Origin of the sequence: Bradyrhizobium sp. STM 3566, from assembly GCF_045571445.1 — a bacterium.
Lineage (GTDB): Bacteria > Pseudomonadota > Alphaproteobacteria > Rhizobiales > Xanthobacteraceae > Bradyrhizobium > Bradyrhizobium vignae.
Window position 1 is genome coordinate 3,407,885 of the sequence record NZ_CP120692.1, and the last position, 14,560, is coordinate 3,422,444.

Here is a 14,560-nt window from a genome sequence, read left to right on the forward strand (position 1 = left end):
GGCGCCGTTTTTGTTTGTGGCGAGGAGAGGAGGCAATGCAGGTCGACGGGCAATGCCATTGCGGCAAGATCACCTACGAGGCCGAGATCGACCCAGAGGCGGTCTCGGTGTGCCACTGCACCGATTGCCAGACGCTGACGGGTTCGCCGTTCCGGGTGACCGCGATCTGCGCCAAGTCCGATGTCCGCCTGACCGCCGGCGCGCCAAAGCTCTACGGCAAGCGCGGCGACAACGGCCGGATGCGCTTCCAGCACTTCTGTGCCGACTGCGGTTCCCCGCTGTTCACCAGCGGCGAGGGCGACCAGGCCGACGATTGGGGCATCCGCTGGGGCAGCATCCGCCAGCGCGACCAATTACGGCCCTCCAGGCAGATATGGTGCCAGTCGGCGGCGGTGTGGATCGACGCCGTGCCGCTGTTGCCGGGGCGGCCGCAGGATTGAGGTCCAGGAAATGAAGTTCCGCGCTTGCCCGTCCAGGGCCTGTGAGGCTAAAGAGGCGGCCGGGGGCGGTTAGCTCAGCTGGTTAGAGCATCTCGTTTACACCGAGAGGGTCCGCGGTTCGAATCCGTGACCGCCCACCAGTCTTCGCTTTGCGGGGCCAAGCAGGCTGCCATGCCGGGCGACCAATTGGAGCATGGCATCAGCGCAAAGCCTCCATTCGTTGCGGCTGGCTAGTTCGTTCGAAAGGCTGCAAACCTCGGTCGGACGTGCCAACGGCCCCGTGGAGCGGTCACGTGCCCCACAGTGGCGCGTCGTCATTCCCGATGGAAATGTCAGGCCGTCTTGGTAAATAGTGTCAGGACACCTTCGGCAATGTTGATCGCAACGACCTGCGACGAAGTCAGCCCCTTCGCCTTCAGCGCGGACGCCGCCTGGGGCGTTGCATCAATCGTTTTCCGGAGCGACTGAATATCGTCATCGCTTGTCTGTGCGACGATTTCATCGACCTTCGAGCGCACGGCTGGTTGCAGGTCCTTGATGTCGATGACCTGGATCTGACGGATGACGGTGCTCTGAGCGGGCGATGATTCTGTTCCCGGTTGCGACGATGTTCCTTGCGCCTGCACGAAGGTCGGCGTCCCGAAGGAGAGGGTTGCGATGATGAGGGGGCCCATGATGCTGCGCATGGTCATGCCTTTCCAAGGTGAGCAACCTGAAAATGCTATCCACGAAATCTGGTTGTCGTCTGCTTCTGATGGGGCCATTCGGTGAAAGCTATGCGACCAAAATGCGAGCACTTCCTGCCGGAAAGCGCGGCCAATTCTCGACAGCAGCGACTGTGTGGTCCTTGCAGAAAATTGCGCTACGATCCGGGCGGGGATCCGACCAGGTGACCCCCCGCAATTGCGGGACGGGCGGATCGACAATGCTAGGGATCAAAGACCTGATGGAACAGCCGAGCGGACACGAGCAGAACGCCGACCAGATCGCCTATTGGAACGGCCCGAGCGGGCAGCGCTGGGCCGATCGCCACGCGGTGCAGGAGAAGCTGCTCGGGCCGATTGCCGATGTGCTGATCGACCGCGCCAAGCCGAAGCCGGGCGAGCGTGTCATCGACGTCGGCTGCGGCTCCGGTGCGACGACGGTGGCATTCGCGAAGGTAGTGGCGCCTGACGGCTTCGCGCTCGGCCTCGACGTGTCCGAGCCGATGCTGTCGCAGGCGCGGGCTCTTGCGCCAAAGGGCCTGCCGCTCGAGTTCGTGCTGGCGGATGCGACGGTGCATCCGTTCGAGCCGGCGAGCTTCGATCTGCTGGCGTCGCGCTTCGGCGTAATGTTCTTTGCCGACCCTATTGCGTCCTTCATCAATTTGCGTCGCGCGCTGAGGCCGACAGGGCGGCTTGCTTTCGTCTGCTGGCGCGAGCCGAAGGAAAATCCCTGGATGATGGCGCCGCTGATGGCGGTCTACAAGCATGTGCCGAAGATGCCGCCGGTCGGGCCGGAGGAGCCGGGCCCGTTCGCCTTTGCGTCAGAGGAGCGCGTGACGCGCATCCTGAAGGGTGCAGGCTTCGCGGATGTGGCAATGGAGCCGCATGATCTCGCGATGGACATTGCGATCGGCGGCGGTCTCGATGCCGCCGTCGACGGCTCGCTGCAGATCGGTCCGGCCAGCCGCGCGCTGCAGGGCCATCCGGCCGAGACCTATGAAGCGGCCAAAGCCTCGATCCGCGAAACGCTCGCGCCATTCCTGAAGGGGCAAAGCGTGGTGCTGCAGGGCGCGATCTGGATCGTGACGGCGAGGGCTGCGTAGGCCCGTTTTCTCCACACCCGTCGTTGCGAGGAGCCCGCGACAAGATTGCGAAGCAATTTGCGCTGGCGACGAAGCAATCCTGGATCTTCCCGCGGCGGCAGCCTGGATTGCTTTCGCTGCGCTCGCAATGACGACGTGGATGGTTCCTCACACCACATCATCCGGCGCGAGCGCGCAGCCATTGTCGGGATGCGTCTCGACCTGAAGCGTGGTGTGGCCGATGCGGAAGGATGACTTGAGGAGTTGCGCCGTCTGCATCAGGAATGCGTCGTCCGTGCCGGCGGGCATGACGAGGTGGCAGGTCAGCGCCGTCTCGGTGGTCGAGATCGGCCAGACGTGGAGATCGTGAATCCCTGAGACGCCCGGCCGCGCCAGCAGGAACGCCCTGATTGCCGCCACGTCGATGGCTCTTGGCGCCGCCGCCATGGACATGTCGATCGAGCCGCGCAAGAGGCTCGTCGTGCTCCAGAGGATGGTGGCGCAGATCACGAGGCTGGTGACGGGATCGAGCCAAAGCCAACCCGTCCAGACGATCAGTGCCGCCGAGACGACCACGCCGAGCGAGACCCCGGCGTCTGCGGCCATGTGCAGGTACGCGCCTTCGATGTTGATGTCGTCCTTGCGCCCGCGCGCGAAGAGCATGGCGCTAAAACCGTTGATGAGGATGCCGATGCCGGCGACCACCATCACCGTCACGCCGGCAACCGGCTCCGGCTGGCGCAGGCGCAGGATCGCCTCCCAGCCGATCGCGCCGGTTGCGACCAGCAGGAACACCGCATTGGCAAGTGCCGCGAGGATGGTGGAGGCGCGCAGGCCATAAGTGAAGCGGCCGCTCGGAGCGCGGCGTGCTGCAATCGAGGCGCCCCAGGCCACCACCAGGCCGAGCACGTCGGAAAGGTTATGGCCGGCGTCGGCCAGCAGGGCGGTGGAGTTGCCGAGATAGCCGTAGGTCGCTTCGGCCACGACCAGTGCTGTGTTGAGCGAGATGCCGATCGCGAACGCCTTGCCGAAATTGGCGGGGGCATGAACATGGCCGTGGCTGTGACCACGATCATGGCCATGCCCGGCATGGTCATGATGGTGATGCCCGTGATGATCGTGGCCGGCCACCTCTAGCGCTCCGCGGATGCAGTCAAATCAGGCGCCATTGTAGGCGCTTCGGGCGTCACGTCACGACGGAAGAGGACGTAGAGCGCCGGCAGCACCAAGAGCGTGAGCACCGTGGAGGAGATGATGCCGCCGATCACGACGGTCGCAAGCGGCCGCTGCACCTCGGCGCCGGCGCCGGTGGCGAGCGCCATCGGCACGAAACCGAGCGAGGCGACGAGGGCCGTCATCAGCACCGGGCGCAGCCGCGTCAGCGCGCCCTCGCGTACGGCAGCCACGACGGATCGCCCCTCGCTGCGCAGCCGCTCGATGAAGGCGATGATGACGAGCCCGTTGAGCACGGCAACGCCCGATAGCGCGATGAAGCCGACGCCGGCGCTGATGGACAGGGGAATGTCGCGCAGCAGCAGCGCCGCGACACCACCGGTCAGCGCCAGCGGCACGCCGGAGAACACCAGCGCCGCATCCGCCGCCGATCCCATGCCCATGAACAGCAGCAGGAACACCAGAAGCAGCGCCACCGGCACCACGATCGTCAGCCGTTTGGTGGCGGACACCAGCTGCTCGAACTGTCCGCCCCAGCCGATGAAGTAACCCGGCGGCAGCTTGACCTTCTCGGCGACGGCGGCTTGCGCCTCGGCAACGAAAGAGCGCAGATCGCGCCCGCGGACATTGGCCATGACCACGACGCGGCGCTTGCCGTTCTCGCGGCTGATCTGGTTGGGGCCCGGCGCGATCTCGATTGCCGCAACGGAGGAGAGCGGCACATAGCGTGGCGTCGTCCCGGATGCCCCCGGCCAGGCGGTTTTCGTGACGGCCGCGATATCCTCGCCCGGCGGCAGCGGGATCGGCAGCGACTTGATCGTATCGGGATCGGCCCGCAGGCTTTCCGGCAGCCGCACCACGATGTCGAAGCGCCGATCGCCCTCGAACAGCTTGCCGACCGGCTTGCCGCCGATCGCGATCTCGACGAGGTTTTGCACCTCGCTGAGGCTGAGGCCGTAGCGCGACAGCGCCTGGCGGTCGAGCTTGACGGTGAGGATCGGCAGGCCCGCGATCTGCTCGGTCTTGATGTCGGCGGCGCCCTCGATGCCGCGAACCACGCCGTTGACCTGCTGGGCGATGCCGGCGAGCACGTCGAGATCGTCGCCGAAGATCTTGACGCCGACGTCGCTGCGGATGCCGGCGATGAGCTCGTTGAAGCGCATCTGGATCGGCTGGGTCATGCCATAGGCACTACCGGGCAAGGTGTTGGCGGCGCGTTCGAGCTCGGCCACCACCTCGTCCTTCGGCTTGGCCGGGTCGGGCCATTCCTCGCGCGGCTTCAGCGTGACATAGGTGTCGGCGACATTCGGCGGCATCGGGTCGTTGGCGATCTCGGCGGTGCCGATCTTGGAGAAGATGGTCGCGACCTCCGGCACCTGCTTGATCGCCTTTTCCAGGCGGAGCTGCATGTCGACGCTCTGGGTCAGGCTGGTGCCGGGAATCCGGATGGTCTCGATGGTGATGTCGCCTTCATCGAGGTTCGGAATGAACTCGCCGCCCATGCGCGTTGCGGCGAAGATGCTGCCGGCGACGATCAGCAGGGCGCCGAGCGCGACACTGCCGCGATAACGGATCGCGCGGTCGAGCAGGGGCAGATAGAGCCGCTTGGCGGCCCGCATGAAGACGTTCTCCGTCTCCGCGACCTTGCCGGTGACGACAATCGCAACCGCGGCGGGGACGAACGTGACCGACAGCAGCGCCGCGCCCGCAAGCGCCATCAGCACGGTCAGCGCCATCGGCGTGAACATCTTGCCCTCGGTCCCGGACAGGGTGAGGACCGGAAGATAGACCACGGCGATGATGAGCGTGCCGAACAGGCTCGGCTTGATCACCTCGCCGCTTCCCATGCGGATGGTCTGGAGGCGTTCGTCCAGCGTCAGCAGCCGGCCGCGGCGGTGCTGCTCGGCGGCAAGCAGCCGCAGGCAGTTCTCGACGATGATGACCGCGCCGTCGACGATGATGCCGAAATCGATCGCGCCCAGACTCATCAGATTGGCGCTGACCTTGCTCTCGACCATGCCCGTGATCGTGAACAGCATGGAGAGGGGGATGACGCAGGCCGTGATCAGCGCGGCGCGGATGTTGCCGAGGATCAGGAACAGCACCGCGATCACCAGCGCCGCACCCTCGACGAGGTTCTTCTCGACGGTCTGGATGGTGGCTTCCACCAGATGCGTGCGGTCGTAGACGGCGCGCGCGATCACGCCGTCGGGGAGCGATTTGGCGATCTCCGCGAGCCTGGCCTTCACGCGCTGGGCCACGGTGCGGCTGTTCTCGCCGATCAGCAGCATGGCGGTGCCGAGCACCGTCTCGCCGCCGTTCGCCGTCGCAGCACCGGTGCGCAGGTCCTTGCCTTCGCTGACCTCGGCGACATCGCGGATGCGCACCGGCACGCCGCCGCGCGAGCCGATCACGATGCCCCTGATGTCCTCGATATTGGCGACCTGGCCGGGAGCGCGGACGAGATATTGCTCGCCGTTGCGCTCGATATAGCCGGCGCCGACATTGGCATTGTTGGCGGCCAGCGCCGTCATGATGTCGCGGAAGCCGAGCTTGTAGGCCATCAGCTGACCCGGAATCGGCAGCACATGGAATTGCCGCTCATAGCCGCCGATCGAGTTGACCTCGATCACGCCGGGAATGGTGCGCAGCTGCGGCTTGATGATCCAGTCCTGGATGGTGCGCAGCTCCGTCGGCGTGAACTCGGCACCCGCCGGCGACTTTGCGCCGGCCTTTGCCTCGACCGAGTAGACGTAGATCTCACCGAGCCCGGTCGAGATCGGTCCCATCGCGACCTCCGTGCCTGCAGGCAATTGGTCCTTCGCCTGCTGGATGCGTTCGTTCACGAGCTGGCGCGCGAAATAGATGTCGGTGCCGTCCTGGAACACGACGGTGACCTGGCTCAGGCCGTAGCGCGAGATCGAGCGGGTGTAGTCGAGCCTGGGCAAGCCGCCCATTGCAGTCTCGAGCGGAAAGGTGATGCGCTGCTCGGCCTCGAGCGGCGACAGCCCCGGCGCGTGCGTGTTGATCTGGACCTGGACGTTGGTCACGTCAGGCACGGCATCGATCGGCAGGCGCGTGAAATTCCAGGCGCCAAGGGCACCGGCGGCGAGGGCGAGCAGGACCACGAGCCAGCGCTGGCGGACCGAGAAGGCGAGGAGGGCGTCAATCATGATCGGCGTCTCCCTTGCCCATCTCCGCCTTGACCACAAAACTGTTCTCGGCGACGTAGCGCTCGCCGGCCGAAAGGCCCGCGCGGATCTCCACGAATTTCGGATCGGAGTCGCCAAGCTCCACCGGGCGCGCCTCGATCTTGTCGCCATCCTCGCGGACGAACACGATTGTCTTGTTCTCCAGCGTCTGGATCGCGCTTCGGCGCACGGCAACCGCGACATTGCGCGCGGCGAGGATCAGCCGCGCCGTGACGAACAGGCCGGGACGAAGCCGGCCGTCGGGGTTGGCCAGCACCACCCGCGCCAGCGCGGTCTGGGTCTCGCTCGAACCGATCGGCGCCATGTAGGAGATGGTGCCCTTGATCTCGCCGCGGCCGTCGTCGGGATCGATCAGCACCTCGTCGTTGATGCGGACGCGCCTGAGGTCCTGCCGGTAGATCGACAGATCGACCCAGATGGTCGAGAGATCGGCGACCACGAAGGCCGGTTTCTGCTCGGAGGCGTATTCGCCGAGCGAGATCTGCCGCTCGATGATGGTGCCGGCGATCGGCGCCTTGAGCTCGTAGACGGTGAGGCTCTGGTTGCTCTCGATCGCGGCGAGCAGATCGTCCTTGCCGACCTTCTCGCCGATGCGCTTCAGGATGGATTTGACGACGCCCGGAAAGCGCGGCGTCACCTGCACCACCGTTTCCTGATTGGCACGCAGGATGCCATTGAAGGACAGCGTGTCGGTCAGTGTGGCGCTTGCGGCCTCCGCCAGGCTCACGCCGGCGGCTGCCAGCTTGACGTCGGAGATGCGGATGCGGTCGGCGCCGTGCTCGTCCTGCTCGACATGGTTGTTCGGCTTCTTCTGTTCGGAATGCTCGGTATGCTCGGTGTGTGCGAGCTTGGCCGGGGCGAGCCGGGAATAGCCGTAGGCGCCGAGCGCTGCGGCAACGATGGCGATGAGAATGGTGGAGGAGGTCCTCATCGTGCGCTCTCCCGCGCCAGCGTGAAGGGGTTGCCGACGAGGCCTTCGATGGTCGCGACCCCGGCATGGAAATTCTGCAGCGCCTCCTGCTCGCGCAGCCGCGCCTGGGTGACGCTCGCCTGGGCATCGAGCACCTCGAGCAGAGTGAAGCGGCCCTGTCCGTAGCCCTGCGAGATCGCCTCGGACGCTTCGACGGCCTTCGGGATCGCGACCTCGCGCAGCACCGCGAGCTCGCGCAGTGAGCCCTGCAGCGAGTCGTAGGCGCGCCCGGCGATCACGACCAGCGCGTTGCGGTTGGTCTCGCGCTCGGCGCGCGTCTTGGCGAGGCTCTCCTGCGCCGAAAGGATATTGCCCTGGTTCTGGTCGAAGACGGGGATCGGCACCGAGAGAGTGAGGCGCACGGCATCGTCATTGGTCTCGTTGAAATGGCGCCAGCCGGCGGCGATCCGCACGTCTGGATAGGGCTTGAGCCGCGCCAGCAGCAGCTCGGCATTGCGCTGCGCGTAAACGGCGGTCCAGCGCACCAGTTGCGGATTGGCATCGATGGCGGCGACCACCGACTGGAAGGTCGGCGGCTTGCCCGTGGTGTCGAGCCGGCCGGAGACTTCGCCGAATTTCGCGGCGGGATCGCCCATCAGCACCGCGAGCTCGCGCCGGGCACTCGCCAGCGTCGCCTTGAAGCGCTCGCGGTCGGCCTTCACCAGCGCCGAGGCGACCTCGGCGCGGCCGGTCTCGGCCGGTGAGGAGGCGCCGGCCTCGACGCGGCGGCGGAGCAGCGGCGTCAGGCGGTCGATCGCCGCGATCTGCTCGTCGAGGATCTGGATGCGCCGCTGTGCGCCGAGCACGCTGAGGAAGGCGATCGCGGTCTCCGACAGCACCTCCAGCCTGACGGCCTTGCGCTGGATCGCCGCGACCTCGACCCCAGCCGCCCCGGCTGCAATCCGCGCGTCGCGCTTGCCGAACAGCTCGAAGGCCTGGCTGATCTGCAGCGTGGTCTCCGCCGATCGCGTCCCGCGATATTTGCCGGAGCCGAATGAATCGTCCTGTTCGTAGGACAGTTCCGGATTGAGCAGCGCGCCCGCCTGGATGCGCTGGCCCGTGGCGATGCCGACGTCGCGCTCCGCCGCCGTCAGCCGCGGGCTCGCCGCCAGCGCGCGCGACAACGCGCTGCGCATCGTCAAAGTCTGGGCGTGAGACGGAGCTAGCGCCACTTCGGCAATCAGACACGCCGCCGCGCACGCGAGGCGCGCAGCCATTCCCCTGCGAAACATGAAACCGACCTGTGAAGGATGAACCTAACGGGCGCGGGCCGCCCGACCAATCCGTTCAGGCAGTATGTTTGGGAGGCGGGGAGTCGGTATCCAGGACAATTCCGGCGAGCCTGGGTGCACGTTGCGGGCTCGCTGCGGACACGAGCATGACCGATGCGGTCAATGGCGCCGGCTGCGTCACCGTCAGCGAGAAGCAGCCATGGCAGTGATGGCTGCCGATGACCTTAGGGTGGTCGCCGTGGCCCGGGGGGCCATCAAGGACCGTAGCGATCTCCGAGCCGCCGCCGGGCGTGGTCACGTCGATGTCGTGCGAGCCGTGCAGCGTGCTCGCGAGCAGGTAGACCACCGCGATCAGCACGGACAGCAGCCCGCGCCAGTTGCGCGAGCGGCACGATCCCGAGGGCTGGCGGTTTGCGAGCACGACGTTACTCTGGTTGCGGTCTGTGCTCGGCCTAGCATGGGCGCGGGAACAGTGTCGACCCGCAACATTGTTACGTCCTTGGAACAATTGCCGCACCGGTGGATACGTCGCCAGCGCCTATCACTGGCGGATAATGACGCGCCGATGCGGGGCCATGGCTGCGACCGTGGGGGCCGGCTCCGGAGCGTCGCTGCCGTCGTCAGCCTCCATGGTGATGACGGCGTGACAGCTCGCTTCCATCGCCTGTTCCAGCCATTTGATGGCTTCGTCAATCCATTGGTCGTGGTGCTCGGGATCGGCGAGGGCCTTCTCCCGAAATGCATTCGCCTGATGCAGGCATGCCGTTCTGCGATCCACGCGCCTCTCCTGACCTGGAGGTTCCGCCCCGTCGCATCATCAATGATCCCGGCCCTTGCGTCGTTAACATGGGACAGGGACAGCCAAAGCTGGCCGCAACGCGGAAAGGCCCCAGCCGGACGAACCGGCTGAGGCCTCATGTGCTCACATTCTCTATCCTTGGGACTTGAGCGGATAACCCGCATCTTCCACGTTCGTTCCAGGCGATCCGTCCAATTTGGAACGTTCCTCATACCTCGCGATTAGCGAGCAGGAGAGACTGAGGAGGACGGACAATGGACGGACTGATTTATCTGATCGGCTTGATCGTCGTCATCATGGCGATCCTGTCGTTCTTCGGCTTGCGCTGAGAGCACCGCAATGACGGTTGAAACTCTCATGCGGGAAGAGGTCATGGAAGGCGGCATGGCGGGCGAGGCTCCTCGAACCATACAGTGGAGTTCCGTGTTCGCAGGCGCGCTTGCGGCGGGCGCAATGTCGTTCATCCTGGTGAGCTTTGGTGTTGCCATCGGCCTTGGCGTCAGTTCGGCTTCGCCGACATGGCGCGATGCCTCGGCAGCGCTGGCGCTGCTCTCGGGGCTGTATCTGATCATCCAGGCCATCATCAGCTTCGGCTTCGGCGGTTATATCGCCGGCCGGACAACGCGACCGGCGCCGGCGCCGGCCAAGATCGAGGACGATGACGAGCGGCGCGACGGCTTGCATGGCCTGACGTCCTGGGCTCTCGCTGTGCTCCTGGGCGCAGCTCTGCTGGCTCTTCTTGGCGCTGCTGCGATCGATCGTTCGCCGATGCGCAGCTCGGCGAGCAACACGTCCGCGGCCGAGCCGCTGTTGAGCTATGAGCTCGACAAGCTGTTCCGCGCGCCGCGCCGCCCGCCGAACACCGATCTGAGGGAAGGACGCGCGGAAGCGGGACGGATCCTGATGACGTCGTCCAGCCACAGCGGTGTCAGCACGGACGACCGGACCTACCTCGTGCAACAGGTCGCGGCTGTGACGGGCCTTGCGGCACCTGACGCCGAACGGCGGGTCGACACCCTGATCGCAGAGTCAAAGACGGCCATCAACCGTGCCAGGCGCAACTCGATCATCGTGGCGTTCTCGGTCGCAGCCGCGACCCTGGTCGGCGCCGCGGTGGCATGGGCTGCCGCCGTCGCCGGTGGACGGCATCGGGATGGAGAGCCGTTGCCGAACTGGATGGCGAGCGCCAACCGCTTCCATCGCAATCCACGCGCGATGCCGGTGCCGTAGGATCGCTCGCACAAGATCGTGTCGGCCGCTCTCGTTCGTGGAGGCGACCGACTTCCCCGGCTAATCACAGGGTGGGTGGTGGCGCTTGCGTTCGCCGCGCCAGAGCAAAGACCGGCACCGCCAATAGCTGCATCGCAATCGAAAACGCGATCAGCGCCGTCATCGAGCGGTCGTACAGCAGGCCGGTGACGATGCTTCCGGCCAGCCACCCAACCCCATAACCTGCATAGTACAGGCCGAACGCCAGGTTGCGCTTTCCCTCGGGAAGCACCTCGGCGACGAGCGCCTTGAGCAGGGTGTCCTGCGTCGCGTAGCCGACGCCCCACAACAGCATGCCGACGAGCACCAGCTGAAAGTCGCCGAGGAACACGAGCGGTGAGAACGGGGCGGAGAGGCACACCGCGCCGATCACCACGGGGAGACCGAGGTGATCGTAGAGCCTGCCCAGGGCGAGACTTGCGAGCACGCCGAACGCCGTCGAGGCCGCCAGCAAGACCGGAATCCACTGCTCGGATGCGATCTTCGATTTTGACAGATGGTACGAGATCAGCTCGAAGCTCATGAGCCCGGCGGCAAACAAGGCGCCCGCCAGCATGTACAGCCAGTACGGACGAGCGAAGCTTCGCGCCGGCGCCGTTTGGCCTTGCTCGAGCCGCGACGGCAATGGGAAATTCACGCGTGCGACGGCCAGCGCGAGGAGCGCGGACACGGCGGATATCAGCAGAAGCGCATAACCGGTCCGATAATCTCCTTTCAGGAGCAGGACCAGGGCGATCAGAAGCGGGCCAAGGGTGGCCCCGATCTCGTCCAGCGCGGTGTTGACGGCGTAGACCCATCCCTTGCCGAGCTCGCCCGTCGTGTAGGAGAGCATCGCCTCGACCGTCGGCTTGCGCAACGCGCGTCCGATTCTCTCAGCTAGAATGAATGCGGCTGCCGTCTGCCAATTCCAGGCAAGCGCCATGGCTGGGACGGCAAACAGGTTGATGACGTAACCAGCGAAAGTGATGAGCCAATAGCGACCGGTGCGGTCTGCGAGATAACCAGCACCGAGCCGCAGCGAATAGCCGAGAAACTCACCCGCGCCGGCTGTGATGCTGACGGCCGCCGCGCTGGCGCCGAGCGAAGCCATGAAGGGACCATTGATGCTCGCGCCGCCCTCGTAAGTGACGTCGCCGAACAGATTGACCACGCCCATTGTCAGCACGAAAGTGAAAGCGGGCGAGGCGTGCGCGGAAACTTTTTTCATAGCCCTGATCCTGCCGGGCTGGGGAGCCGCCGCTTACTGCGGCGTGAACTGCGCGAGGTCACGGATGCCCATCGTCTGCTCGAGTTCTGCGACGCGCGTGCTCCTCCGGTGAGGTCGGGGACCCCGCCTGGTCGGGCCATGGCGTCACAGCGGCGCTCTATCGGGGCATTCCGAGGCGGACGGGCGGTAACGGCCGGCGCATCGGCCGGTTCCTAGGCTCGGCCGCACCGGCGCGTTGTCGGGATGGGCGCAGCGGGAAGCCACCGTTCGCTCGGCCGCGCGCGGTGGCCGGGCCTGGTCGGTATGAGACCTAGGCCCGTTCCTCCCAGATCATGGCCAGATGCACGATCGTCTGCACGGCCTTTTCCATGTCCTGCCGGCTCACCCATTCGAGCCGCGAATGAAACGCGTGCTCGCCGGCGAAGATGTTGGGGCAGGGCAGGCCCATGAAGGACAGGCGCGAGCCGTCGGTGCCGCCGCGGATCGCGGTGCGCATCGGACGCAGACCGGCACGGCGGATGGCTTCGATGGCGTATTCGAGAACGTGCGGGTGACGATCGATCACCTGCTTCATGTTGCGATACTGCTCGCGCACCTCGAACTTGTAGGTCGAGCGCGGATAGTCCTTCATCACGTCCTTGACGATGGTCTCGAGCAGGACCTCCTTCTCCTTCAGCCCTTCCTCGGTGAAGTCGCGGACGATGAAGGAGAGGGTCGCCTGCTCCAGCGCGCCCTCGATGCCGATCGGATGTAGAAAGCCCTGCTTGCCCGAGGTCGTCTCCGGCGAGCAGCCTTCCTTCGGCAGGCGCTCGATGATGGCGGCGGCGATCTTGATTGCGTGCTCCATCTTGCCCTTGGCGTAGCCGGGATGGGCGCTGACGCCATTGATGGTGATGGTGGCGCCGTCGGCCGAGAACGTCTCGTCCTCGACGCAGCCGGCGCTCTCGCCGTCCATGGTGTAACCGAAATCGGCGCCCAGCTTCTTCAGGTCGACATTGTCGACGCCGCGGCCGATCTCCTCGTCCGGCGTGAACAGGATCTTGATGGTGCCGTGCTTCACGTCGGGGTTGGTGAGGAAGAAATGCGCGGCATCCATGATCTCGGCGACGCCGGCCTTGTTGTCGGCCCCCAATAGCGTGGTGCCGTCGGTGGTGATGATGTCGTTGCCGATCTGGCTCTTCAGCGCGGGGTGCTCGGCGAAGCGGATCACCTGGCTGGTGTCGCCCGGCAGCACGATATCGCCGCCGCGATAGTTCTTCACGACCTGCGGCTTGACGTCCTTGCCGGTGACATCGGGCGAGGTGTCCATGTGCGAGCAGAAGCAGATCACCGGCACCTTCTTTTCGGTGTTGGCCGGGATGGTGCCGTAGACATAGCCGAAATCGTCGAGATGCGCGTCCTCGACGCCCATCGCCTTCAGTTCGGCGGCGAGCACGCGGCCAAGATCCTTCTGCTTCTCGGTCGAGGGCGAACTGGGGGATTCCGGATCGGACTGGGTATCGATGGTGACGTAGCGCAGGAAGCGCTCGGTCACGGTATGCGAAAAGGAGAGGGAGGACATTTCTGGTCAAACCGCCGGGTCTTGGGGAGCAGGTCTTGGGAAGCAGGCGGTATATCAGAAAAGCGGATCATGATGCGGCGAGAACGAGATCCGGTCAGGCCTAATGAATCGTACGTGCTAGATCGCCTCTTTCAGTTCCTTTACCGGGCGGAACGCGACCTTCCTGCTGGCCTTGATGTGAATCGCCTCGCCGGTGCCAGGATTGCGGCCGGTGCGGGCGGCGCGCTTGCGGACCTGGAGGATGCCAAGGCCCACGATACGGACACGGTCGCCCTTCTTGAGGTGCTTGGCGATCAGGTCGACCATGTCGGTCAGAACGGCCTCGGCGTGCTTTTTTGACAGGTCCTGGCGCTCCGCAATATCGGCGGCGAGGTGCTTGAGCGTGATCGTGGCGGGAGCGGCTGCCTTCTTCGCCGAATCCTTCTTCGCGGAATCCTTCTTAGCCATGAATGGCCTCCTCGGGTTATCCACCGACGGGGGAACCCCTGGAAGAGCCGAGAATGCGGGGATCCCTCTAAGTCCTTTCAGGCGTAGACGATTCGGGCGCGGGCTGACTATGCCGAGAGTTCCCGGTGGACCCACCGGCCGGGCAGATTACGTGGACTACGTGCAATGCCCACTTGAGTGCCTAGAAGTTGTGCCGTTCCATACCCGCCGAACGGATCTTCGGCGGGGAGGGATTGTTGTCTGAGGAATTTCAGCGGTTTGTCATTTTGAACCGAAGCGGGTCGCGATGCCGATGAGGGCGACGAGGATCGGATCAAGCGCGGAAAGAGGCCGCCGACACCGACGGCCTTTTGGGCGACTAGTGAGGAGAAACGATTGCGGCCACACTGAACGCCACCACGCAGGCAACGGCAAGTGACCAGAGCGCTATTGCGATCTCTCTAGGCATAGAGACGCAACACCAC

At 65.4% G+C, this 14,560-nt stretch carries 13 protein-coding genes and 1 tRNA gene; 4 read left to right on the plus strand and 10 right to left on the minus strand.

Annotated features, from left to right (window positions below):
- Nucleotides 1–35 precede the first annotated feature (35 nt).
- A complete protein-coding gene (locus P6U27_RS16380; RefSeq protein ID WP_122402983.1) occupies nt 36–440 on the plus strand; it encodes a GFA family protein in 405 nt (134 codons plus the stop codon).
- Nucleotides 441–503: 63 nt separating this feature from the next.
- Nucleotides 504–580, plus strand: a tRNA-Val gene (locus tag P6U27_RS16385).
- 192 nt (nt 581–772) lie between these two features.
- Here P6U27_RS16385 and P6U27_RS16390 read toward each other — a convergent pair.
- Nucleotides 773–1,132, minus strand: coding sequence for a hypothetical protein (locus P6U27_RS16390; protein ID WP_122402984.1), 360 nt, complete (start codon nt 1,130–1,132; stop codon nt 773–775).
- A 254-nt stretch (nt 1,133–1,386) separates the two neighbouring features.
- On the opposite strand from P6U27_RS16390, the gene P6U27_RS16395 reads away from it, so the two are divergent.
- Nucleotides 1,387–2,247 carry a class I SAM-dependent methyltransferase gene (locus tag P6U27_RS16395; protein ID WP_162500588.1) on the plus strand — a complete coding sequence of 287 codons (861 nt, stop codon included), beginning with the start codon at nt 1,387–1,389 and terminating at the stop codon, nt 2,245–2,247.
- Nucleotides 2,248–2,394: 147 nt separating this feature from the next.
- On the opposite strand, the gene P6U27_RS16400 is transcribed toward P6U27_RS16395, so the two are convergent.
- The 6 genes from P6U27_RS16400 to P6U27_RS16425 form a co-directional block, all read right to left on the minus strand.
- Nucleotides 2,395–3,357, minus strand: coding sequence for a cation diffusion facilitator family transporter (locus tag P6U27_RS16400; protein WP_162500252.1), 963 nt, complete (start codon nt 3,355–3,357; stop codon nt 2,395–2,397).
- A gap of 2 nt (nt 3,358–3,359) precedes the next feature.
- Nucleotides 3,360–6,572: an efflux RND transporter permease subunit gene (locus P6U27_RS16405; RefSeq protein ID WP_122402985.1), complete on the minus strand. Its 3,213-nt coding sequence runs from the start codon at nt 6,570–6,572 to the stop codon at nt 3,360–3,362.
- The gene (gene ihpB / locus P6U27_RS16410; protein WP_122402986.1) at nt 6,565–7,542 is read right to left on the minus strand and encodes a divalent metal ion exporter adaptor subunit IhpB; all 978 of its coding nucleotides are present in this window, start codon (nt 7,540–7,542) and stop codon (nt 6,565–6,567) included. Before ihpB ends, P6U27_RS16405 begins: the two co-directional genes overlap by 8 nt.
- A complete protein-coding gene (gene ihpA / locus P6U27_RS16415) occupies nt 7,539–8,813 on the minus strand; it encodes a divalent metal ion exporter subunit IhpA (RefSeq protein WP_209295756.1) in 1,275 nt (424 codons plus the stop codon). The genes ihpB and ihpA overlap by 4 nt, the downstream gene beginning before the upstream one ends.
- Nucleotides 8,814–8,868: 55 nt before the next feature.
- The gene (locus P6U27_RS16420) at nt 8,869–9,234 is read right to left on the minus strand and encodes a hypothetical protein (RefSeq protein ID WP_122402988.1); all 366 of its coding nucleotides are present in this window, start codon (nt 9,232–9,234) and stop codon (nt 8,869–8,871) included.
- Nucleotides 9,235–9,354: 120 nt separating this feature from the next.
- Complete coding sequence (locus P6U27_RS16425; protein ID WP_122402989.1) at nt 9,355–9,591, minus strand: hypothetical protein; 237 nt, start codon at nt 9,589–9,591, stop codon at nt 9,355–9,357.
- 360 nt (nt 9,592–9,951) lie between these two features.
- Here P6U27_RS16425 and P6U27_RS16430 point away from each other — a divergent pair, with 360 nt between their 5' ends.
- Nucleotides 9,952–10,842 (plus strand): hypothetical protein, encoded by an 891-nt coding sequence (locus P6U27_RS16430; protein WP_122402990.1) that lies wholly within the window; start codon nt 9,952–9,954, stop codon nt 10,840–10,842.
- A gap of 64 nt (nt 10,843–10,906) precedes the next feature.
- Here the strand turns inward: P6U27_RS16430 and P6U27_RS16435 are convergent, their stop codons facing one another.
- The 3 genes from P6U27_RS16435 to P6U27_RS16445 form a co-directional block, all read right to left on the minus strand.
- The gene (locus P6U27_RS16435) at nt 10,907–12,031 is read right to left on the minus strand and encodes an MFS transporter (RefSeq protein WP_407194308.1); all 1,125 of its coding nucleotides are present in this window, start codon (nt 12,029–12,031) and stop codon (nt 10,907–10,909) included.
- A 367-nt stretch (nt 12,032–12,398) separates the two neighbouring features.
- Nucleotides 12,399–13,649, minus strand: a complete 1,251-nt coding sequence (pepT, locus tag P6U27_RS16440) for a peptidase T (protein WP_122402991.1) — start codon at nt 13,647–13,649, stop codon at nt 12,399–12,401.
- Nucleotides 13,650–13,766: 117 nt separating this feature from the next.
- Nucleotides 13,767–14,096 carry an HU family DNA-binding protein gene (locus P6U27_RS16445; protein WP_122402992.1) on the minus strand — a complete coding sequence of 110 codons (330 nt, stop codon included), beginning with the start codon at nt 14,094–14,096 and terminating at the stop codon, nt 13,767–13,769.
- Between the last annotated feature and the right edge of the window lie 464 nt (nt 14,097–14,560).

Coding starts and splice junctions, on each gene's coding strand:
- P6U27_RS16380 (WP_122402983.1), top strand. CDS start 36: ATGCAGGTCGACGGGCAATGCCATTGCGGCAAGATCACCTACGAGGCC.
- P6U27_RS16390 (WP_122402984.1), bottom strand. CDS start 1,132: ATGACCATGCGCAGCATCATGGGCCCCCTCATCATCGCAACCCTCTCC.
- P6U27_RS16395 (WP_162500588.1), top strand. CDS start 1,387: ATGGAACAGCCGAGCGGACACGAGCAGAACGCCGACCAGATCGCCTAT.
- P6U27_RS16405 (WP_122402985.1), bottom strand. CDS start 6,572: ATGATTGACGCCCTCCTCGCCTTCTCGGTCCGCCAGCGCTGGCTCGTG.
- ihpB (WP_122402986.1), bottom strand. CDS start 7,542: ATGAGGACCTCCTCCACCATTCTCATCGCCATCGTTGCCGCAGCGCTC.
- ihpA (WP_209295756.1), bottom strand. CDS start 8,813: ATGTTTCGCAGGGGAATGGCTGCGCGCCTCGCGTGCGCGGCGGCGTGT.
- P6U27_RS16430 (WP_122402990.1), top strand. CDS start 9,952: ATGACGGTTGAAACTCTCATGCGGGAAGAGGTCATGGAAGGCGGCATG.
- pepT (WP_122402991.1), bottom strand. CDS start 13,649: ATGTCCTCCCTCTCCTTTTCGCATACCGTGACCGAGCGCTTCCTGCGC.
- P6U27_RS16445 (WP_122402992.1), bottom strand. CDS start 14,096: ATGGCTAAGAAGGATTCCGCGAAGAAGGATTCGGCGAAGAAGGCAGCC.